This window comes from Halocynthiibacter sp. (assembly GCF_049608145.1).
Taxonomy (GTDB): Bacteria; Pseudomonadota; Alphaproteobacteria; order Rhodobacterales; family Rhodobacteraceae; genus Halocynthiibacter.
In genome coordinates this window covers 39,199-60,561 of record NZ_JBMYXF010000005.1, presented here as the reverse complement: position 1 = coordinate 60,561, position 21,363 = coordinate 39,199, and the positions used below count along the sequence as shown (strand labels likewise).

20 protein-coding genes are annotated in these 21,363 nt (G+C 53.3%); 12 read left to right on the top strand and 8 right to left on the bottom strand.

Annotated features, from left to right (window positions below; all coding sequences use genetic code 11):
* Positions 1–70: 70 nt before the first annotated feature.
* Positions 71–1,021, bottom strand: coding sequence for an MBL fold metallo-hydrolase (locus tag ACPGUT_RS03160; protein ID WP_423988795.1), 951 nt, complete (start codon positions 1,019–1,021; stop codon positions 71–73).
* A 52-nt stretch (positions 1,022–1,073) separates the two neighbouring features.
* On the opposite strand from ACPGUT_RS03160, the gene ACPGUT_RS03155 reads away from it, so the two are divergent.
* Complete coding sequence (locus tag ACPGUT_RS03155; protein ID WP_423988794.1) at positions 1,074–1,649, top strand: DUF2585 domain-containing protein; 576 nt, start codon at positions 1,074–1,076, stop codon at positions 1,647–1,649.
* 2 nt (positions 1,650–1,651) lie between these two features.
* Here ACPGUT_RS03155 and ACPGUT_RS03150 read toward each other — a convergent pair whose 3' ends face one another.
* The 5 genes from ACPGUT_RS03150 to ACPGUT_RS03130 all read right to left on the bottom strand — a co-directional run bounded on the left by ACPGUT_RS03150 (position 1,652) and on the right by ACPGUT_RS03130 (position 6,232).
* The gene (locus tag ACPGUT_RS03150; RefSeq protein WP_423988793.1) at positions 1,652–2,020 is read right to left on the bottom strand and encodes a VOC family protein; all 369 of its coding nucleotides are present in this window, start codon (positions 2,018–2,020) and stop codon (positions 1,652–1,654) included.
* A gap of 6 nt (positions 2,021–2,026) precedes the next feature.
* Positions 2,027–3,313 carry a fumarylacetoacetase gene (fahA, locus tag ACPGUT_RS03145; RefSeq protein ID WP_423988792.1) on the bottom strand — a complete coding sequence of 429 codons (1,287 nt, stop codon included), beginning with the start codon at positions 3,311–3,313 and terminating at the stop codon, positions 2,027–2,029.
* 21 nt (positions 3,314–3,334) lie between these two features.
* The gene (gene maiA, locus ACPGUT_RS03140) at positions 3,335–3,964 is read right to left on the bottom strand and encodes a maleylacetoacetate isomerase (RefSeq protein ID WP_423988791.1); all 630 of its coding nucleotides are present in this window, start codon (positions 3,962–3,964) and stop codon (positions 3,335–3,337) included.
* 5 nt (positions 3,965–3,969) lie between these two features.
* Entirely contained in the window at positions 3,970–5,322 is a 1,353-nt protein-coding gene (gene hmgA, locus ACPGUT_RS03135; RefSeq protein ID WP_423988790.1) for a homogentisate 1,2-dioxygenase, read from the bottom strand.
* Between the two features lie 106 nt (positions 5,323–5,428).
* The gene (locus ACPGUT_RS03130; RefSeq protein WP_423988789.1) at positions 5,429–6,232 is read right to left on the bottom strand and encodes a LytTR family DNA-binding domain-containing protein; all 804 of its coding nucleotides are present in this window, start codon (positions 6,230–6,232) and stop codon (positions 5,429–5,431) included.
* A gap of 260 nt (positions 6,233–6,492) precedes the next feature.
* Here ACPGUT_RS03130 and ACPGUT_RS03125 point away from each other — a divergent pair, with 260 nt between their 5' ends.
* From ACPGUT_RS03125 to ACPGUT_RS03115, 3 genes are all read left to right on the top strand, one after another.
* Positions 6,493–6,933: a MarR family winged helix-turn-helix transcriptional regulator gene (locus tag ACPGUT_RS03125; RefSeq protein WP_423988788.1), complete on the top strand. Its 441-nt coding sequence runs from the start codon at positions 6,493–6,495 to the stop codon at positions 6,931–6,933.
* A gap of 99 nt (positions 6,934–7,032) precedes the next feature.
* Positions 7,033–8,208, top strand: coding sequence for an acetyl-CoA C-acyltransferase family protein (locus tag ACPGUT_RS03120; RefSeq protein ID WP_423988787.1), 1,176 nt, complete (start codon positions 7,033–7,035; stop codon positions 8,206–8,208).
* A gap of 153 nt (positions 8,209–8,361) precedes the next feature.
* Entirely contained in the window at positions 8,362–10,302 is a 1,941-nt protein-coding gene (locus ACPGUT_RS03115; RefSeq protein WP_423988786.1) for an ATP-binding protein, read from the top strand.
* Here the strand turns inward: ACPGUT_RS03115 and recQ are convergent.
* Both recQ and ACPGUT_RS03105 read right to left on the bottom strand, forming a co-directional pair.
* The gene (gene recQ, locus ACPGUT_RS03110) at positions 10,299–12,347 is read right to left on the bottom strand and encodes a DNA helicase RecQ (protein ID WP_423988785.1); all 2,049 of its coding nucleotides are present in this window, start codon (positions 12,345–12,347) and stop codon (positions 10,299–10,301) included. The two genes, ACPGUT_RS03115 and recQ, sit on opposite strands and share 4 nt — an antisense overlap.
* Positions 12,348–12,410: 63 nt before the next feature.
* Complete coding sequence (locus ACPGUT_RS03105; RefSeq protein ID WP_423988784.1) at positions 12,411–12,695, bottom strand: YggT family protein; 285 nt, start codon at positions 12,693–12,695, stop codon at positions 12,411–12,413.
* A gap of 123 nt (positions 12,696–12,818) precedes the next feature.
* On the opposite strand from ACPGUT_RS03105, the gene ACPGUT_RS03100 reads away from it, so the two are divergent.
* From ACPGUT_RS03100 to ACPGUT_RS03065, 8 genes are all read left to right on the top strand, one after another.
* Positions 12,819–13,364 (top strand): acyl-CoA thioesterase, encoded by a 546-nt coding sequence (locus ACPGUT_RS03100; RefSeq protein WP_423988783.1) that lies wholly within the window; start codon positions 12,819–12,821, stop codon positions 13,362–13,364.
* A 72-nt stretch (positions 13,365–13,436) separates the two neighbouring features.
* On the top strand, positions 13,437–14,771 hold the full coding sequence (locus ACPGUT_RS03095) for an MFS transporter (RefSeq protein ID WP_423988782.1): 1,335 nt from the start codon (positions 13,437–13,439) through the stop codon (positions 14,769–14,771).
* Between the two features lie 12 nt (positions 14,772–14,783).
* Positions 14,784–15,665, top strand: a complete 882-nt coding sequence (mepA, locus tag ACPGUT_RS03090; RefSeq protein WP_423988781.1) for a penicillin-insensitive murein endopeptidase — start codon at positions 14,784–14,786, stop codon at positions 15,663–15,665.
* The gene (locus tag ACPGUT_RS03085) at positions 15,638–16,531 is read left to right on the top strand and encodes an esterase-like activity of phytase family protein (RefSeq protein WP_423988780.1); all 894 of its coding nucleotides are present in this window, start codon (positions 15,638–15,640) and stop codon (positions 16,529–16,531) included. Before mepA ends, ACPGUT_RS03085 begins: the two co-directional genes overlap by 28 nt.
* Before the next feature lie 87 nt (positions 16,532–16,618).
* The gene (locus ACPGUT_RS03080) at positions 16,619–17,260 is read left to right on the top strand and encodes a queuosine precursor transporter (protein WP_423988779.1); all 642 of its coding nucleotides are present in this window, start codon (positions 16,619–16,621) and stop codon (positions 17,258–17,260) included.
* 258 nt (positions 17,261–17,518) lie between these two features.
* Positions 17,519–17,938 (top strand): alternative ribosome rescue aminoacyl-tRNA hydrolase ArfB, encoded by a 420-nt coding sequence (arfB, locus tag ACPGUT_RS03075; protein WP_423988778.1) that lies wholly within the window; start codon positions 17,519–17,521, stop codon positions 17,936–17,938.
* Entirely contained in the window at positions 17,931–19,391 is a 1,461-nt protein-coding gene (locus ACPGUT_RS03070) for a protein adenylyltransferase SelO (protein ID WP_423988777.1), read from the top strand. The genes arfB and ACPGUT_RS03070 overlap by 8 nt, the downstream gene beginning before the upstream one ends.
* Positions 19,392–19,689: 298 nt before the next feature.
* On the top strand, positions 19,690–21,354 hold the full coding sequence (locus ACPGUT_RS03065) for a hypothetical protein (RefSeq protein WP_423988776.1): 1,665 nt from the start codon (positions 19,690–19,692) through the stop codon (positions 21,352–21,354).
* Positions 21,355–21,363: the final 9 nt, after the last annotated feature.

Here is a 21,363-nt window from a genome sequence, read left to right as displayed (position 1 = left end):
CGGCGTGTCTTTTCGTTGCCTTGCAGGCGCCCATCAAATGAAACGCATCCGCAAGGCAACGAAGAGTGGCTTAGCTTTGCAGATCTGCCCACATGTCCAGATCGCGTTGCGCGGTCCAAATGCGAGGGGTGTCAATGCCGCGGGCTTCGTCAAATGCGCGGGCCACGTTAAAGGGCAAGCAGTGTTCATAAATCGCGTATTCTGCAAATTTAGGGTCACATTCGGCGCGCACCGCATCCCATGCTTCCTTTAGGGAACCACCACGCGCAGCAACTTTTGCAGCCGGGCGATAGGTGCTTTCCACAAAATCACGGGTGTTCTCGATCGCGGCTTCGACCATCTCACGACCGACCAGCGCATCTCCGCGACCAGGGGCAATACAGACCGGATCAAACGACGCAATGTTATCAAGTGTGTCGCCCCAATCGGCAAAGTGACCGTCACCACAATAACAAGCGGAATGGTATTCAACGATGTCACCCGTGAACATCACCTCAGCATCCGGCACCCAAACAACGGCGTCGCCAGCGGTATGTGCGCGGCCAAGCTGCATGATATCAACGCGGCGCTTGCCAAGATAAACGGTCATCATGCCGTCAAAAGTGGTGGTCGGCCAGGTCAGCCCAGGGATGCTTTCATGCCCCTGAAACAGACGTGGGAAACGTTGAAATTCGCTGTCCCAATCTTCCTGACCACGTTCAACAACCATGGAACGCGCATCTTCAGACATGATGATTTGTGGCGCGTTAAATTCAGACGCGCCCAACACGCGCACAGCGTGATAATGGGTTAGAACAAGATGTGAAATCGGCTTGTCAGTGATCTTGCGAACCTCTTCGATCACCTTACTTGCCAGACGTGGAGTTGCCTGTGCTTCGATGATCATGACGCTTTCATCACCGATGATAACGCCTGAATTAGGGTCTCCTTCGGCGGTAAACGCATAAAGCCCGTCACCGATTTCAGTGAAGCTGATGTTCTTGTCTTCCATGTCCCCTTGGGATGCGAATGCTTTTGCCATGGTATGGATTTCCTTATTTTACAACCGTTCGGTCATGTGATTGATTGACGCCATGATACAGAAAAAACATATTCCCCTGCTTCTCACCGCCCTTGTTGTTCTGGCCACCGCCGCCATCCTTTTGTGGATGGGGCGAGAGCCGATTTGTAAATGTGGCTCCGTTAAACTTTGGTGGGGTAAAACCTTCAGTTCTGAAGGATCCCAGCACCTGACCGACTGGTACACGCCCAGCCATCTGATCCACGGCTTTATCTTCTTTGGTTTCTTGTGGCTTGTCGCCCGCCGTATGCCCCTTGGCTGGCGTCTGCTGATTGCCACCCTGATTGAGGCCGCTTGGGAGATTTCCGAAAACACCACCGCCGTGATTGAACATTATCGCACGGTCACGATTTCGCTCGATTATTTCGGGGACAGTGTTGTCAATTCCATGGCGGATATTGGCGCGATGATCCTTGGGTTTTGGTTGGCAAAACGTCTGCCGATCTGGGCAAGCCTGCTGATCGTGATCGGATTCGAGGTTTTCACCATGTTCATGATCCGCGACGGTTTGGCGCTGAACGTGATGATGCTGACATATCCGCTTGAGGTCGTGAAAGACTGGCAGGCGGCGATTGCGCCGATCCAATAAGGTCATTTCGCCACCTCAAACGCAATAAATTCAAGCCGATTGCCAAAGGGATCTTCCGTAAAGAAACGGTCCCGCCCGGCAATCGGCGCATCTGATTTAATGACGTGGCCAGCAGCTTTGATCTTGGCCTCAACCGACGCAAGATCATCCACCACAAAACAAGGGTGTGCCTTTTTTGCAGCGCAAAACGCATCCTCCACGCCAAGGTGGATTTCCGTTCCGTCCAGTTGGAACCAGCACCCACCACGCCCCTGAAGGGACGCGGGTTTTTCGATCTCCACAAGACCCAACACACCATGCCAGAAGGCACGCGCACGGGCCTCTTCACCTTTCGGCATGGCAAGCTGGATATGGTCAATGCGAAGCTTCATGTGGGTCTATTCCTGCGGAAAACCTTTGATCGCAGGCAAGATTTTGCCTTCACAATCACCGAAACCGATCTGATAGCCATTGCCTTTGGCGGCCCCTTTCAGGGTCAGCGTGTCACCATCTTCGATGAATGTACGCGTCTCGCCGGTATCAAGCGTAAAGGGTTCACGACCGGCCCAGGACAGTTCCATCAAGGATCCGTATTCCGATTTATTTGGACCGGAAATCGTGCCGGATCCCAACAGATCCCCGCCATTCATCGGCACGCCACCAACGGCGTGGTGACACAGCTGCTGGGCTGCGGAATAATACATGCGGCTGTAGTTGGTCTGCGCCACGGTGGTCGCTTTGTCGGCACCTTCAGGCTGCATCGTGACCTCAAGCGCGATATCAAACAGGCCCGGTTTGCTTTCTTTCAGGTAAGGCAAAAGTTCCTTATCGCGGGCGGGCGTTTCCGTACGAAAAGGTTCTAACGCGGCGGAAGTCACAATCCAAGGGCTGATGGATGTGCCAAAAGCCTTGCCCTGAAATGGGCCAAGCGGCTGGTATTCCCAGCCCTGAATGTCACGCGCGGACCAATCGTTCAGCAAGACATAGCCAAAGATCATATCATCGGCCTGATCAACGGTGATCGGTTGGCCCATCTCGGAAGATGTACCAACAATCGCGCCCATCTCAAGTTCGATATCAAGACGTTTACATGGACCAAAAGACGGCATTTCCGCATCTGGCGCTTTGCTTTGACCCAGCGGGCGGTGAATATCGGTGCCGGACACCACAACGGACGACGCGCGGCCATTATATCCGATTGGAATATGCAGCCAGTTCGCAGGTAAATCAGGGGAGCCTCGCAGGATCGCACCCATGTTTTGCGCGTGTTGTTTACCCGCGTAGAAATCCGTGTATTCGGACACGACAAACGGCAGGTGCATTTCTGCATCAGAAATCGCCACAAAGGCACGGGCGCGCATGTCGGCGTCATCGCGCAGAACAGTATCGCCATCTGCAGATAGGATGTCGATCAGGCGGGCGCGCAGGGCGTCCCAGGTCTCGCGACCGGCCTCCATGACTTCGTTCCAAAAGGGCAGATCCAGCATCGCGTCGCCATCTTCATCAAGGGCAATCACGCCTTCTTCTTCCAGATAGGCCACATCAAGGATCATATCCCCAATGGCAACGCCGCAACGCGGGTCTTCGTCGCCAGTGGTAAACACGCCATACGGCAGGTTGTTCAGGGGAAAGGGACAATCAGCAGAATTGGCGCTTTCAACCCAAGATTTCATCAGTTCGGACATTCGCGTTTCCTTAGTAAGTTCTTAACCCGCGTCGGGCTGGTTTTCAGGGCGCGCCGCATCAAAGGCGGGCAGTGCCAAGCAGGCCTGTTCAATCTCTAGCAGACGCGCAAAGGGTTTCATATCGGTGCCCCAGCGATGGGCGTTATAAAGTTGCGCCACAAGACAGACGTCAGCAAGGCTAGGAACATCAGAAAAGGCATATTTAGTGTCTGTTTTGATCATGGATTGAAAGGCGGTGAAGCCTTCTGTCATCCAATGATTCATCCAGGTCACGACCTCGTCTTGACTGCGCCCCAGCGCCTTTAACTGCCCGCCAACACGCAGGTTATTCACCGGGTGAACATCCAAGGCGATGGCGTGCGCAGCCGCTTGCATCTTTGCGCGTTCAATCGGATCAGCGGGCAGCAAGACTGGTTCTGGATACACACGTTCAAGGTAGTCCAAAATCGCCAAGGATTGCGTTAGAACCGTACCATCATCCAACACCAGCGCAGGCACGCCCTTACCGGGATTGATCGCCTGATAATCTTGCGCGCGCTGTTCGCCCTTCACCAGGTCCACCGGCAGGGTTTCAAACGCGACACCTTTCATGTGCAACGCAATGCGCACACGAAAGGAGGTGGTCGAACGCCAATAACTGTAAAGCTTCATCACGTTTATTTTTTCCCAGGCGTGCCGTCGAATTTCTTCTCGATCTCGTCCCAGCAGCTCATGTAATCGTCCTGCAAAGGTGCCTCATTCGCGGCAAAGGCAGTGATATGCTGCGGGAAGCGGGTTTCGAACATGAACGACATAGTATTGTCGAGTTTTTCTGGCCCAAGCTCTGTGTTAGAGGCTTTTTCAAACGCATCATTGTCCGGGCCATGTGGGATCATCATGTTGTGAAGCGACACGCCACCCGGGATGAACCCCTGTGGTTTGGCATCATATTGACCGTAAATATTGCCCATCAATTCGGACATGATGTTCTTGTGGTACCAAGGCGGACGGAAGGTGTCTTCCATGACCATCCAACGTTCGCGGAACAGCACGAAATCAATGTTCGCGGTGCCTGGCTGCCCGGATGGCGCGGTCAAAACGGTAAAGATCGACGGATCGGGGTGATCAAATAGGATGGAACCCACGGGGCAGTATGTTTTCAGGTCATATTTCACAGGCGCATAGTTGCCATGCCAAGCCACAACATCCAGAGGGGATTGATTGATATGGGTTTTATGGAACTGACCACACCATTTGATGGTCACGGTAGACGGCACTTCGCGATCTTCCCAAGCGGCCACAGGTGATTTGAAATCACGACGGTTCGCCATGCAATTCGCCCCAATCGGGCCACGACCTGGCAGTTCAAATTTCTGCCCGTAGTTTTCACAAACAAAACCACGTGCAGGACCTTCAACCACCTCAACACGGTACAAAAGCCCACGCGGGATGATCGCGATTTCCTGTGGGGCCACGTCCAGAATGCCCAGTTCGGTGTAAAACCGCAGAACACCGTCTTGCGGCACGACCAAGATCTCAGAATCAGCCGAGAAGAAGTAATCATCTTCCATGGTTTCGGTCGCCAGATACACATGTGTCGCCATGCCAACTTGGGTGTTCACATCCCCCGCCGTGGTCATGGTGCGCATGCCTGTTACGAAGGTCAGTTTTTCATCAGAATGCGGCACAGGATCCCAACGGTACTGACCAAGCGAGATCACATCAGGATCCACATTTGGCGCGGACTTCCAATATGGCATGTCGATTTTTTCGTACCGCGCAGAATGCTTTACGGATGGTCGAATGCGATAACACCAGGTACGCTCGTTCTGGTGGCTGGGGGCGGTAAAGGCCGTGCCCGTCAACTGTTCACCATAGAGACCATAGTTACATTTCTGCGGGCTGTTCATACCTTGCGGCAATGCATCTGGCAGGGCCTCGGTTTCGAAATCATTGCCGAATCCAGGCATGTAACCTTCATGTGCGCCAGGCAGAGAAGGGGCAATATTCATACGGGTTTGCTGTGTCATCAGGGCCTCCCAACCACAGAATGCATTAATTGACTTGCCTCCTTCATATCGTTGCAAATGCAACGAAGTCAATATGAACCGACCACACGGTCGAAAATATGTGTTTTCAGGACAAGCCCAACGCCGATCTTACATCAGGCAACTGACTGCGACTGACCGGTAGCTCACGCCCGTCTGACAGACAGGCAACGTGCCCTGTTCCCTGGCGATGCAAACGTTGAATATGGGCCACGGCTGCCCAATGAGATCGGTGCAAACGCACACCAGGCAAGCTTTCCAATTTTTCCGCAGCATCCGACAGACGGCCATGGATCAGATCACTGCCCTGTGTCGTTGTCACATCAAGATAGTGATCCTGGATCGAGATCGAGATCACATCATTGCCGAGATCCGGCTTCAGTTGGTTTAGAAACTGCCTAATCCGCGCCTGATCGGGGGACACAATTACGGGGGGATCCATCTGTTCAGGTGGCACAGACACGGGTGTATGCACCATCGCGAAAGGCCGGAGATCAACCAAAGCAATCGCCGTGCTGATGACACATAGTTTGAAATACAACCGATGTATTGGCACATGCAGCAATGTGTCATGCCCCAGAAAGATCACACCCAGCGAAGACATTATCAACGTGCCAGGAACCGCACCAACGATTACCCAGATCAGCATGCGCATATACCAAGGCTGCTTCCAGATGAACGACACACGCAACGAAAACAGCGCCAGCAGGTTCATAACCAGACCCACACCAATCACCGCAGCAGCCCAATAGGCAAACCTTGGCAGCAAAGACAAGGATTCATAAGTTCCGAAAGGACCAGTTGTCGCCAACACAACAACAGAAAGCCCGGTCACAATAAGTTTGTGATCCCAGTTGATATTAAAGTCGGCAATCGAAAGGTTCCTAGACACAGCCCACCTGCTTTAGAATGTTATTCGCGTAAAATATCGCGTTACTCACGTAACACAACTCACACATTCAGCCAGGTTGCGATACTGCACTTTTAAGGGGAGAGCCGCCTTTCGGGGCAATACTTTTCATCAGCAAGACCTTTTTCTCAGCTCTCCCTGGTTTTCCTCTTTATTGGTTTTCGACCTGTTAGCTGTTATACTTGCCCTGAGATGCGGGGATATTCACCCACATCTGAAGAAGAGCAAAGAAAATAACAAGAATGTCTGAACCCATACCTCACTTTATCTTAGAAGACTTCCTGCCCTACCAGCTTGCTGTTGCATCAACCCGTGTTTCACGCCGGTTCGAAAAGGAATATCGCGAACGCTTTGGCCTGACGGTGCCGGACTGGCGTGTTCTGGCCCATCTCAGCGCATCTGGCACGGTGTCTGTGCGTGAAATTCACCAGCGTGTCGATATGGATAAATCGAAAATAAGCCGCGCCGCCAGCCGTCTGGAAGATCGCGGATTGATCCACAAACGCGCCCACCCTACAGATCGCCGCCTGCTGGAACTGACCTTGACCGATCAGGGGCGTAATATTGTGGCGCAAATCACCCCACTTGCGAATGCTTACCAAGCTGAACTGATGGCCGAACTGGGCGACAATGCACAGCAAATGAAACAACAGCTGGCCCTGCTGGCAAAACGATCATTGTAAGCACCGCCGCAGCGTTCCAAAGCACGTGACGAAGCGTAATACTTTTCACCTCGCCATCAGACCCTAGACAGGGGGCAACCACTTTCGGAGGATCCCCCAATGACAGATATCGTAATTCTTGACGGCGCACGTACAGCAATCGGCACATTTGGTGGCAGCCTTGCCGCACTGACCCCTACTGACCTTGGCACACATGTGGCCAAAGCTGCACTGGAACGTTCGGGCGTTGATGGCGCGCAAATCGGTCATGTGGTGTATGGCAATGTGATCAACACAGAACCCAAAGACATGTATCTGGCGCGCGTCTCGGCCATGGGGGCCGGCGTACCTGACAGTGTGCCCGCGATGAATGTGAACCGTTTGTGCGGATCAGGCGCACAGGCAATTGTATCTGCATATCAGTCCTTGATTCTAGGTGATGCCGAATTTGCCCTGGCCGGTGGTGCCGAAAGCATGTCGCGCGCCCCTTACATTATGCCGGCCGCCCGCTTTGGTCAGAAAATGGGGGATGTGACGTCTCTTGATATGATGCTTGGCACGCTGAACTGCCCCTTTGGCAGCGGTCATATGGGCATTACTGCAGAAAATGTTGCGGGGGAACACGACGTCACCCGTCTGGACATGGATACATTCGCCCTGTCCAGCCAGTCCCGCGCCCAGGCCGCAATCGAAGCAGGCCATTTCACCAGCCAGATCGCCCCAATTGATGTACGCGTAAAACGTGACATGGTGCCATTTGACACGGATGAACACCCGAAAGCCACATCAGCTGACGCCCTCGCAGGTCTGCGCCCAGCCTTCAAGAAAGACGGCATGGTGACTGCGGGCAATGCGTCCGGCATCAATGACGGTGCAGCAGCGATGGTTCTGGCAACGGCAGATGCTGCCGAACGCGCGGGCCTTAAACCAAAGGCGCGTATTCTTGGCTATGCCCACGCGGGGGTGCGCCCAGAAGTGATGGGCATTGGCCCAGTGCCCGCCGTTCAAAAACTGTTTGAAAAAACGGGTCTGACGGGTTCTGATTTTGACGTGATCGAAAGCAACGAAGCCTTCGCAGCCCAAGCGATTGCCGTGAACAAAGAACTGGGCCTTGATCCGGCAAAGGTAAACCCAAATGGCGGCGCAATTGCACTTGGCCACCCCGTCGGGGCAACCGGGGCGATCATCACCATCAAAGCGATGTACGAACTGGAACGTATCAACGGAAAACGCGCGCTGATCACCATGTGCATCGGCGGCGGTCAGGGCATCGCACTGGCGATTGAACGCCTGTAAATGGGCACTTCCCCAAACACCCATCTTGGGCGGTTGGGGCATGTTTTACAGAAAAATATGCGTTAATCCGGCATGTTTCAGTGTCGGATTAACAGCTTATTCACCCTGATCTGAGAGTTTGACCCGAATATCTGTCATTCCAGGAGACACAGGGTGAGCCTGTCAGAAAAGCTTGCACATGAACGCCGCGGTCGCCTTGCCGCCGAGCGTCTGCTTGAACTCAAGCAGGTAGAACTTTTTGACGCCAACAAACGCCTGGGGCAACACGCCCTGCAACTGTCCGATCAGATCATCGAAAAACGCGAAGAAGCCGAACATCTGCGCGAAGAGGCAGAACATCTAAAGGGTGAAAATCATCAGGTGCGATCAGACCTAGACACCGCTGAACAGCGCCTTTGGAATTCGATCCAAACCCTGCAGGATGGTTTCGCAGTGTTTGACAGCGCGCAAAGATTGATTACGGCGAATGACAATTTCATCCAGCTTTTTGACGGGCTGGAAGAAGCGCAGCCAGGCGCAAGTTACAGCCGTCTTGTGGAACTTCTGGCGGAAGAAGGCGCTATTGATATTGGCCAAAAGCACCCTTCAGAATGGCAGGCTGAAATGCTTGAACGCTGGCTTTTGTCCAGTCCACCCGACATTATCGTTAAATTGTGGAACCAGCGGTTTATCAAGGTCATTGACCGTCGCGCTGCGAATGGCGACACGGTAACCTTGGCCCATGATATCACCGCCACGATCCGATATGAACAGGAATTGAAAGAAGCCCGCGACAAATCCGAAGCCGCCAATCGGGCCAAATCATCTTTCCTTGCCAACATGAGCCATGAATTACGCACCCCTATGAATGGCGTCGTTGGTATGGCGGATCTGTTGCAGGAAGGCGAACTGGATGACGAACAACAGCTTTATGTGGATACAATTAAAAGCTCTGGCGAGGCCCTGATCGTTATCATCAATGATGTATTGGACTATTCCAAAGTCGAAGCCGGAAAGCTGCAACTTCACCCGGAACCCTTTGATCTATTCCAGACATTGGATGAAATCTGCACCCTTCTGCGCCCAACGGCAACCGACAAGGGCCTGAAATTGTCTCTGCAATGGGAAGATGATCTGCCACGACAATTCATCGCAGACCCCGGGCGCATCCGTCAGGTGATGATCAATCTTCTTGGCAATGCCATTAAGTTCACATTGGAAGGGCAGGTGATACTGCGGGTCGCAGGCGTTGAAACCGCGGATTCAGAACGTATGTTGCTGCGGATTGAAATCGAAGACACAGGCATCGGCATTCCACCTGACCAGCTTGACCATATTTTTGGTGAATTTAATCAGGCAGAAGACGAACACAGCCGAAGCTTTGATGGCACGGGTCTTGGTCTGGCCATCACCCGGGAACTGGTCCAGCTGATGGGCGGCGATGTCTGGGTTGATTCCATTGTCGGTAAAGGGTCATGTTTTGGTCTGAAACTTCCCCTGCCCTTTCTGCCCCCCGAACTCAGTAATAACAAAATTATCGCGGGCCTGCATAAAACAGAAGAATGTGCCCCTGGCAGTGACACTGCAATCCCCCCCGATCCCTTGCCATCATCCATCGAAAATACACCGGAACAGGTCGATCCTTTACCGGATGCAGAGCCCAAAATTGAAAACCCCACACCTGAACCCACCGTGCAATTGCCCCGAAAAATGCGCGTACTTGCGGCGGAAGACAATAAAACCAACCGACTGGTGTTCAGTAAAATGGTGAAAACTCTGAATATTGATCTGAAATTCGCTGAAAACGGGCTGGAAGCCGTGGCGTTTTGGCAAGATTTCAAGCCTGATCTGATGTTCATGGATATTTCCATGCCAAAGATGGACGGCAAACAGGCCACCGCAGAAATCCGACGTCTGGAAAACGAAACGGGGCAATCCCCTGTGCCAATCGTTGCCGTGACAGCCCACGCAATGGACGGCGATTCAGATTCCATCTTCGCCGCCGGTGTGACACACTATCTGACAAAACCCTTAAAAAAAGCCCTTATCATTGAACAGATACAGGACGCCGTCCCGGAAAACTGCGCATCTCTCGAAGAGGATGAAGCCCGTTAACCGATACTGATTTCAGCCAGAAATGCGGTCCCGAAACGGTCTGTCCGCAATTCATCCATGCCCGGAATACTTGCAAGCGCCGCGATGCTTCCTGGGCGACGCTCGGCGATCTGGCGCAGGGTGCTTTGGCTGCAGGAAACCGGTTTATCGATCCCATCTTCGCCGCGCTGCAGATCCAGATGTACCTGCGCCAACCGATCAAACAATTCACCAGAAGGTTTTCCCGCCATTGAACGGCGCACCGGGTGCATATCTGCAGGCTTTTCCCCGGCGATAACTTCTAAAAAGGCCGCGCCATAGCTTTCCAGTTTTTTCGCCCCTACGCCCGACACCTGCGCCATTTGATCCAGATTGGCCGGGCGTGTTTCTGCCATTTCAATCAGGGTTTTATCATTGAAAATGATATAGGCAGGCACATTCGCGGTTTCTGCCAAGGCACGGCGCTTAGCTTTCAATGCGGACAACAGTGGCGCGTCATCTTCACTGACCAGTGTTTTGACGGCCGGCCTACGGGAAGTCGATTTACGGATACTGTCTTTGCGCAATTCGATCGTGGTTTCGTCACGCAACAATGGACGTGCGGCTTCGGTCATGCGCAGCGCACCAAAACGTTCACGGTCAGGGCGCACCAGATCATGCCCCATCATCTGACGGAAAATCCCCTGCCATTGTTGGCGCGTGTATTCCTGCCCCACGCCAAATGTCGGCAATTTTTCATGTCCGTGATGTTCAATTTTATCCGTGGTTTTACCCAGCAGGATCTCGATCAGATGCCCGGATCCAAAATATTCACCAGTGCGCAAAATTGCAGATAACGCTTTGCGCACAGCGGTGGTGCCGTCAAAGGTTTCCGGAGGGGTTTGACACAAATCGCAGTTTCCGCAGGGTTCCGCATCTTCACCGAAATATCCCAACAGCTTTACCCGCCGACACGCCAGTGATTCCGCCAGCCCCAGCAACGCATTTAGACGCCCGTGATCTGCCATGCGCCGTTCAGCGGGGGCAAGACCTTCGTCAATCTGGGTGCGGCGAAAACGAATGTCATCAGATCCGTAAAGCGTCAGAGTTTCCGCCGGCGCACCGTCCCGCCCGCCACGCCCGATTTCCTGATAATATGCTTCGATAGATTTGGGCAGATCCGCATGGGCAACCCAACGCACATCAGGCTTATCCACGCCCATGCCAAAGGCCACAGTCGCCGCCACCACCAGACCATCTTCGCGCTGGAACCGATTTTCGACCAATCGACGGTCATCCGCTTCCATACCACCATGATAGTGACAAGCGACATGTCCCGCATCATTCAGGGCCTTCGCCAGGCTTTCAGTTTTGGCCCGTGTGCCGCAATACACAATGCCCGATTGCCCTTTGCGCGCCGCAGCAAATTCAAGGATCTGATTGCGCGGCTGATTTTTCGCACGAAAGGCCAAATGCAGATTGGGTCGGTCAAACCCATGCAAAAACGTTTTCGGGGCCTCGCCATCAAACAGACGCGTGACAATTTCAGCCCGGGTTTCTTCATCCGCCGTTGCCGTGAAGGCGGCCAAAGGTACGCCCAATTGTTTCCGCAGCTCGCCGATACGCAGATAATCCGGGCGAAAATCATGCCCCCACTGACTGACACAATGGGCTTCGTCCACCGCGATCATGGTGCAGTTCGAACGTTGCAGCATATTTTGCGTGGCACCTGACGCCAGGCGTTCCGGTGCAAGATACAATAGCTTTAAACGCCCATCACGCAGCGCATCAAACACGGCATCCGTTTCTTCGTCCGTATTCTGAGATGTCAGCGCACCCGCTTCAACCCCGGCTTCACGCAGAGCGCGCACCTGATCCCGCATCAAAGCAATCAGGGGGGAAATAACAACTGTTACGCCATCACGAAACAAGGCAGGCAGTTGAAAACACAACGATTTCCCGCCACCCGTTGGCATGATAGCCAAAGTATTTTCACCACTATAGACGGCCTCGGCCACCTCGGCCTGACCGGGGCGGAAATCCGAAAACCCGAAAACAGAAGAAAGATTATCGCGAAGTGCCTGCATTGCCTGTGGATTTATCCGTGTTTTGAACGGTTATCACACAGGCAGGATTCAGCAGCAAGCACCCTAGCCCAGACCGAATAGGGCCGGAAGAATGATGCTGCGCAATGCGATCAATCCGACAAACGCGACAAGAGGCGCCAGATCAAGCGGGCGCGTATCAGGCAACACCTGACGGATCGGGGCATAGACAGGTTCCAGCAGACGGTTCAAACCCGTCCACAACTGCCAAACCAGAGGTTGTTGTGTGTTCAGTACCTGAAAGCTGATCAGCCAGCTCATGATAATATGCGCAATCATGATCATATAGGCGACACCAAGGATCAGCTGCAGCAGTTGATAAATTACCATTTTGTCCGGCTCCTGTATTTTGTTCCCTACGCAGTTATGCAATCTGCGGACATCACGCAAGGTTATGCTGGTCTTTTCCGCATTTGACGTTAACGACACAGAAAAATTCACAAGGGGCACATTATGTATCCGATATTCCGCATGGCCAAAGAAATCGCGATAAACTGGCGCGCCAAGCCTCTTGGTTTCTTTGAAACGCATGTATCCCACCATGTCTGCTGGCCCTGGGATCTGGATTTCTGGCTTGAATTGAACAACGGCCGCACCCTGACCATGTTTGATCTCGGACGTGTGCCCCACTCTATGCGCATTGGCATCATTGGCCTTGTGCGTAAAAAGGGCTGGGGCATGGCCGTTGCGGGTGTGTCTGTGCGCTATCGCAAGCGGGTGCGCGCGTTTCACAAAGTTGAAATGCGTACGCGTCTGATCGGTTGGGACGATCGTTTCGTCTATATGGAACAAAGCCTGTGGCGGAAAGAACACTGCACCGGTCATATGTTGCTGCGTGCCGCTGTCACAGATAAATCCGGCATCGTCGCCCCACACCGTGTGCCCGAAGCCATGGGAATTACATTGGAAAGTCCGGCATTGCCGGATTGGGCGCAGGCCTGGATCGATGCAGATGCCCAGCGCCCCTGGCCTCCGGAACCAAATCCTTACGACGGCTAAGCTGCATTGAACCTTGCCTGATGTCTACATTCCCTGTCATACCGTCTGAAACAGGTATTAAAGGGGCATGGTTTGGCCGAGATTTCATTGCGCAAAAAAGTATGGGGCTGGTTCTTTTTTGACTGGGCCAGTCAACCCTACAACACCCTGCTTCTGACCTTCATTTTCGGCCCCTACATCAAATCTGTCGTGGGCGATGGCGCCGAAGCCCAGGCGCTCTGGGGTTGGTATGTAGGTATGGCCGGTCTGATTATCGCGCTGACGGCCCCAATCCTAGGCGCTATTGCGGATAATGCAGGCAATCGCGTGCGCTGGATCTGGTTGTTTTCCATGATGTATGTCGTCGGATCAGCTGGATTATGGATGGCGACACCTGAAAACATGAACATAACCCTTGTGATGATTTTCTTTGTGGTCGGCCTGATCGGGATGGAGTTTGCAACGATCTTTACAAATTCCATGCTGCCAGATCTTGGACCACGCGAAGAAGTCGGACGCATTTCAGGCAACGGTTGGGCCTTTGGTTATATTGGCGGTCTTGTCACCCTTGTCATTATGCTTTTGTGTTTCGCAGAACAGGGCAATGGCAAAACTCTGATCGGGATTGACCCTTTGTTTGGATTTGATGCCAGTCAACGCGAAGGCACACGATTTGTGGGTCCGCTGACATCCATTTGGTTCATTCTAGGTATGATCCCGTTTTTCTTGTGGGTGCGCGATCCGAAACAGTCCACTGTGTCTGTGTTTAAAGTCACCGATGCGATCAAATCCTTGGGCCAGACCCTGTCACACCTGCCCGCCCAGCGCAGCCTGATGGCCTATCTTGTATCATCTATGTTCTACCGTGATGCGTTGAACGGTATCTTCACCTTCGGCGGCCTTTACGCGGCTGGTGTCCTTGAATGGAGCGTCGTTGACACGGGCATCTTCGGAATTCTCGCTATTATCACAGGGGCCATTTTCGCATGGATCGGTGGACGTGCCGACGCAAAATTCGGACCTAAACCCGTGATAACCATCTGTGTTTTGACCCTGACCGTCGTTGCCGTCCTTGTGGTGTTTGTGAATCGCGAAGCAGTCTTTGGCATTCCTGTCGGCCCCGATTCCAGCTTGCCCGATGTCGCCTTCTATATTCTCGGCGGCACCATTGGCGCGGCAGGTGGCGCACTGCAATCTGCCAGCCGAACCATGATGGTGCGTCAGGCCAACCCAGATCGTATGACCGAAGCATTTGGTCTTTATGCTCTGGCAGGCAAAGCGACATCTTTCCTGGCTCCTTTCTTGATTTTCTTTGTCACTTCCGCCACGGGCAGCCAGGTCTTGGGCATTACTCCGCTTATTGCGCTTTTCCTGATTGGTCTGATCTTGTTGAAATGGGTTAAACCTGATGGTGAGCAGTATTCGTAACGAGGCTATTTTATGAAACATCTTATTGTTTCCGCATTTCTGGTGCTTGGCACCAGCCTGTCCGGAACCACCGCCACACAGGCCCAGAACACGCCGGCCAAACAGCTATTTGGTGCCCATGATGATGCGTCATCTCAGCGGGCAAGATCCCATGGATCTTACGCCAAAGGCTGCCTTGCCGGTGGGGAACAACTGGCTGAAACTGGTCCGACATGGCAGGCGATGCGTCTGTCCCGCAACCGCAACTGGGCCCATCCGCGCACCGTTGACTTTGTACAACGACTGTCCCGCGAAGCCCGCCGAATTGGTTGGAACGGTTTGTATATCGGTGACATGTCACAACCCCGTGGCGGCCCCATGTTATCCGGTCACCGGTCACATCAGATTGGCCTGGACATCGATGTCTGGATGCGCCCGGCAATGAACCTGAACCTTTCACGCAATCGCCGTGAAAACATCAGCTCGATTTCCATGCGCCGCGCAGGTGGCGCCTTTGTGAATGACAACTGGACACCGGAACACCACGCCATCATGCGTGCCGCAGCCCAGGATCCTGAAGTTGCCCGCATCTTTGTGTTTCCGGGCGCGAAAGTTCAAATGTGCAACGATGAAACCGGTGATCGTGCTTGGCTGCGTAAGATCCGGCCTTGGTATGGGCATCATTATCATTTCCATGTGCGCCTGCGCTGTCAGCGCGGATCACGCAATTGCGAAGATCAGGCCCCGCCGCCCGCCGGTGATGGCTGCGCCGATGCACAACGTTGGGTGAATGACATTCTTGATCCGCCGCCCCCACAGCCACGCGATCCAAACGCCCCAGCCCCACAGCCACGGCGCGAACTGACACTGACAGATCTGCCCCGACAATGTGCTGGCGTTTTAGAAGCACGCTAATCCTTGCTCTGCTGTCCCCCGCTGCGATGGTGGGGGATCAGCTACCGCCTGCACAGGCTGTTTTCCTGGACAACTATACCGTCGGCAATCATATTCCGGGCTTTGGCGGCTTGTCAGGCCTTGAGATCAGTGAAAACGGCAACAGTTTCTTTGCCCTAAGCGATCGTTCCATTTTGTTTGAAGGGCAGTTTGCCCGACAGAATGAGCACATCACCGATGTTATGGTCCGCGCGCCAATCCCGCTTTTACAGGAAGGCGGTACAGCATTTCATGGAAAGTCGGGTGACAGCGAAGGGCTTGCCCTGACAAACGATGGGCGAATTGTCATTTCGTTTGAAGGTATCCCCCGCCTGTCTGCCCTCCCACACCCCCGGTTGCCAAGCGCTGGGTTAAATCGGTTTGAACGCCCTGACGATTTTCAGAAGATGCCTGAAAACGCCGCATTGGAAGCCCTTGCCGTAGATAGCGCCGGAACATTTTATACCCTGCCCGAAGACACACGTGACGGCAGTGATTTTCCCGTCTGGCGTTTTCGCGATAACATATGGGATCAACCCTTTCTAATCCCGCGCGTCGGGGACTATCTACCTGTGGGCGCTGATTTTTCTTCTGATGGTGATCTATATCTTCTGGAACGTCGCCTGGCACTTACCGGGTTTGCCAGCCGCATCCGCCGTTTCCGCATCTCTGGCAATATGATATCTGACGGCGAAATCATTCTGGAAACTGCCCCCGGCCAACACGACAATCTGGAAGGCATCGCCCTCTGGCGAGACGATCAAGGGCACATCCGCATCACCATGGTGTCAGACAACAATTACTTTATCCTCCAGCGCACTGAATTTGTGGAATACATGATCCCTTGATTTATCTGCGAACCTCATGTTAAAGCGCGCCGTCCCGTATGAGATGGGGCCGAGTTCTCCGCTACCTTGATAAAACGGGATCAAATCATGACACGTCTTATTCCTGGCATCATTGCCATGGCCGCCATTGTGGTTGCCTCTAACATCCTGGTTCAGTTCCTGCTGCTTGACGGCCTGCTGACATGGGGTGCTTTCACCTATCCTTTCGCTTTCCTCGTCACTGACCTGATGAACCGCATCTATGGGGCCCCTGCTGCCCGCAAAGTCGTTCTGGTGGGTTTCATCACCGGGGTGATCTGTTCCCTGATTGGCAGCCAGATCATGTTGCAGGGTGATGGTTTCGAATTTGCCGCCGTGCCGTTGCGCGTTGCCGTTGCATCTGGCGTTGCGTTCTTCTGCGCACAGATGTTGGATGTTGCGATCTTTGATCGCCTGCGCGAAGGCAGCTGGTGGCGTGCGCCGCTGGCGTCAACCTTCATCGGATCCATCGTAGACACAGCGCTGTTTTTCACCATCGCGTTTTCTGCGTCCGTCACCTTCTTTGGTGAAAATGCCGATGCTGCGATCAACTGGGCCTGGGGTCCTGCGCCCTTCCTGATAAGCGGCCCTGAAGCGCCTCTCTGGGTGACTCTCGCGGTGGCTGACTGGCTGGTAAAGGTTACGATTGCGTTAATCGCACTGGTCCCATTCCGTCTTTTCATCACAAAACTTTCACCAAATGCTGCGTAAAAAGTTTTGACAAACACAAAATATGTGCCAACCTGATGGTGTGAATAACAACCAGAAAGGAGGTGCCAATGATTATTGGGAAACAGGAGCAGCTGGTGAAGGTTACGAGTGGGGGCATATTCTGCAGGCAAACCTGACGAATATAAACCTGGCTCCGGGCCTGACGGCCCTGCTTGCCACCTCCAATTCTCGAGAAGAGCCTCTGCGATATCCGCAGAGGCTCTTTCATTTCGCGGGCCTGCAACGTAGTTTGAACAAATGCGAATTACCGACGACATAACCCTTGCGGACTGGGAACTTTCAGAAAGCTTCACCCGGTCATCCGGCCCAGGCGGGCAGAACGTGAATAAAGTCTCTACGGCAGTTGAATTGCGCTTTGAAGCAGCGCGCAGTCCTAACCTGTCAGACCCAGTCAAGAACCGGCTGAAACGGCTGGCCGGCCGCCGCTGGACATTAGAAGGCGCCTTAATCCTGCGCGTGGAAGACACCCGCAGTCAGGCCCGCAACCGGGAAATCGCACGGGAACGGCTGACTGAGCTGATCAGACAAGCAACGATACGCCCAAAACGGCGCATCGCAACAAAACCCACGCTGGGATCAAAACGCCGCCGAATGGACGCGAAAACACGCCGGGGGTCCGTCAAGAACCTGCGCGGAAAGGTAAACCCAGATGACTGAGACACTAAACATCGCGCTAGAAAACAGCTATGCGGATGATCTCTCTGGATTTTCCGTGTCCTGGAACGGTGATATGGTTCCAGCCCCAGAAATTGTACTGTTCAACACAGATCTGGCTGAAAATCTTGGGCTAGAAACCCTGAACAGCCCCGCAGGTGCACAGATCCTAACCGGGGCGCAAGCGCTTCCCATGTCAAAACCTGTGGCGATGGCCTATGCCGGGCATCAGTTCGGGAACTTTTCGCCCAAACTTGGGGACGGGCGCGCCCTGTTGTTGGGGGAAATCGTAACAGATCAACAACGGTTCGATTTGCACCTAAAGGGATCTGGGAAAACACCGTTTTCCCGGGGCGGCGACGGAAAAGCCGTGATCGGCCCGGTCTTGCGTGAATATATTATGGGCGAGGCCATGCATGCTTTGGGCATTCCCACCACCCGCGCACTGGCAGCCTGCACCACAGGCGAACAGATCATGCGACAGCATGGGCGGGAACCTGGCGCAGTTCTGGCACGCATTGCCTCCAGCCATATCCGCGTCGGCAGTTTTCAGTTTTTCGCGGCGCGTCAAGAAACCGATCAGGTCAGACAGCTTGCCGATTATGCCATCGCCCGACATGATCCTGACCTAGCAGATCAGGACGATAAATACCTGCAGTTTCTGATCCGGGTGTCAGAACGTCAGGCAAAACTTCTGGCGCAATGGATGTCTGTTGGTTTCGTACATGGCGTTATGAACACCGACAATATGACGATTTCCGGGGAAACAATCGATTACGGTCCCTGCGCCTTTATGGATCGTTACGATCCGCAGACCCTGTTCAGTTCCATCGATCACGCGGGGCGATACGCCTATGGCCGCCAACCGGTTATGGCACAATGGAACCTTGCCCGTTTCGCCGAAAGCCTTTTGGATCTGATCGCCCCTGGTGCCCCCGATACGGCGGTTCAACTGGCGGGGGATGTCGTGAATAACTTCATGCCAATGCATCTGAAGATTTGGGAAAACTTGATGCGTGCCAAATGTGGTCTGACGGCCCCCGATCCGTCAGACAAATCGTTGCTGTCCGGATTGTTTCAGCTTCTGGATGGCGCCAATGTGGATTACACAAGCTTTTTCCGGGCTTTACCTAATCAGAAAACAGTTATCTCACTGTTCACAGATCCTGGCCCAATTACGCAATGGCACGCGAAATGGCAGGCCCGCATTCAGACCGAAGAACGGCCTGAAACCCAGATATTTGCAGACATGGATGCGATAAATCCACTCTATATTCCGCGCAATCACATGGTCGAAGCCGCGCTAAAACAGGCGACTGAAACCGGCGATACGACACAGGTTGAACGGTTGATCAGCGTACTATCGACCCCATTCACAGAACAGGCCGGTGCCGCAGAATACAGCCGCCCAGCAGATCAAAGCGCCGCGCCATACAAAACTTTCTGTGGCACTTGATGGTTTCAAAACACCGCAAAACCCAACTATTATTTCCCAATACGCAATTTTAGTGTTAATATTTACCTATTGATTAAAGTTTCTGGACACCGGGGCATGCATTGGGGATGCGCAGAAAATATTTCCATGGGCGACACAGGCACGTTCTGGCCCTCATCACGGCTTTTAACCTATTTCCGGGACTAACCCTGGCGGATCAAGTGTTTAGATTGCGGCCCCCGAAGGCCTGTCGCCGACAGAGTACGCAATCGAAGTTGGCACGTCTGATGTCACGTCATTCACCACATTAAAAAACGGCGTGCTCGAAATCTCTCTGGGTGGATCCTTCGCGCCGGGCAGCTACATTGTCACAATCTATCGAAAAATCGGTGCCCGTTATGATGTCGCGGAACTTCATGACATCACCCTGGACGACACCGGTGAAAACCCGGTCACGATTACAGCAGATGCCACACATGAGGCGGGTCTGCGCAACGTAAACGGACAGGAAGAATCCTGGGCCAGCAGCAGCGGGCAACTCGATTTTGGCAACGAGGACGAAACCTTAACAGGATACATCGGATATCTGGGCAGTTCGCGTGTATTTGATCGCGTAAACGGGCGCAGCGTCAACCTGACAGAATACGCTCTGAGCTTTCACAAGGCCCTGGGAAACACCCACGCCACAGGCACAATCGGACATCAATCCCTAGGCTGGGATCCTTTGCTGGTGGGCAGCGAATCCCGGCGCGGTGCATCATTGTCCTTTACAAATGACACTGCCGGATACGAAATTTCGGCGTTTGGCCTGCGTACTGAGGACGCACAGGGGTTTGAAAATATCACAGGCCTGTCTGACAATCAGGACCGTATGGGAGGCCTGCGTTTTGCATTTACGACCCCGGATAAGAACCTGACAATCTCTGCCCAGATCTATGACGGTAAGGGAACTGCCTTTGGCGGGATAGATACCGGGGCTGGACGTGGATTTTCACTTGGGCTTGAAGGCCATTCTTCAAACAAACGTTTACGATATGGAATATTTGGTGCCCAAAGCGATTGGGATGAAGATGAGTCAGGGGCGCTGTTCGAAGAAAAACGCGGCAGAGCCATTCACGCATACGCCGATTACGATATTTGGACAGAAGACACAGGTGCAGGGACGCTAACCGCCGGAATATTATACGAAGCCATCGACACAAATTATTTCAGCCTTGCCAATCAGGGGGCCGTTCCTGGTGAAAAATCTTTGCAGATAACAGCCGATTATTACAATGAACGGCTGTCCCTGAATTTCAGCGCGGCAACATATGAAACCAACTATCGCGGCTCAGAACGTCTTGCGACCGACCGGATCAACAGCCTGTCTCTCAGCGGCAGTTGGCAGCTTGCTCCAGGTGAACTCTTCACCGGCAAAAGCCTAAACTTCGGTGTTTCAACAGATTGGCAGAAACGCCTTTCAACACCCCCCGCCATTTTCGCACCACACCAGGATTTCAACAGCGTCAGCGCCAATATCGGGTTAAGCCTGAACAATGACATCAGTACTGCAGATATCAGTTATAGCTTTACCCAACTGGACGACAAAAGCGCATTAAATGAAGATGAAACAATTCACCTTCTGTCGCTTGGGTATTCACGGGAAGTCAGCGATGTGTTCAGCCTGTCCGGCAACTTCAACTATAGCAAAAACCAGTCCCCGTTCGGGGATTTTGACAGCAATGGCACACAGATCATCGCTGAATGGGCCCCCCGCGACAGTGAATGGGATCTGCGCCTAGATATGGGCCTGACACGCACCAATGATCCTGCAGATGATGACGGGCATTATGTCGAAATATCGGCTATTCGGCCCATAGGTAAAACCTCAGAACTGGAATTTTTCGGGATCTGGCGCAAAGGGTCAGAAGCATATGAAAGCGGAAATTTTCATGACACGGTTATTGGCGTCACCTTGCGCGCCTTTACCGGTGCCTTGCAATAGAGAGCTGAC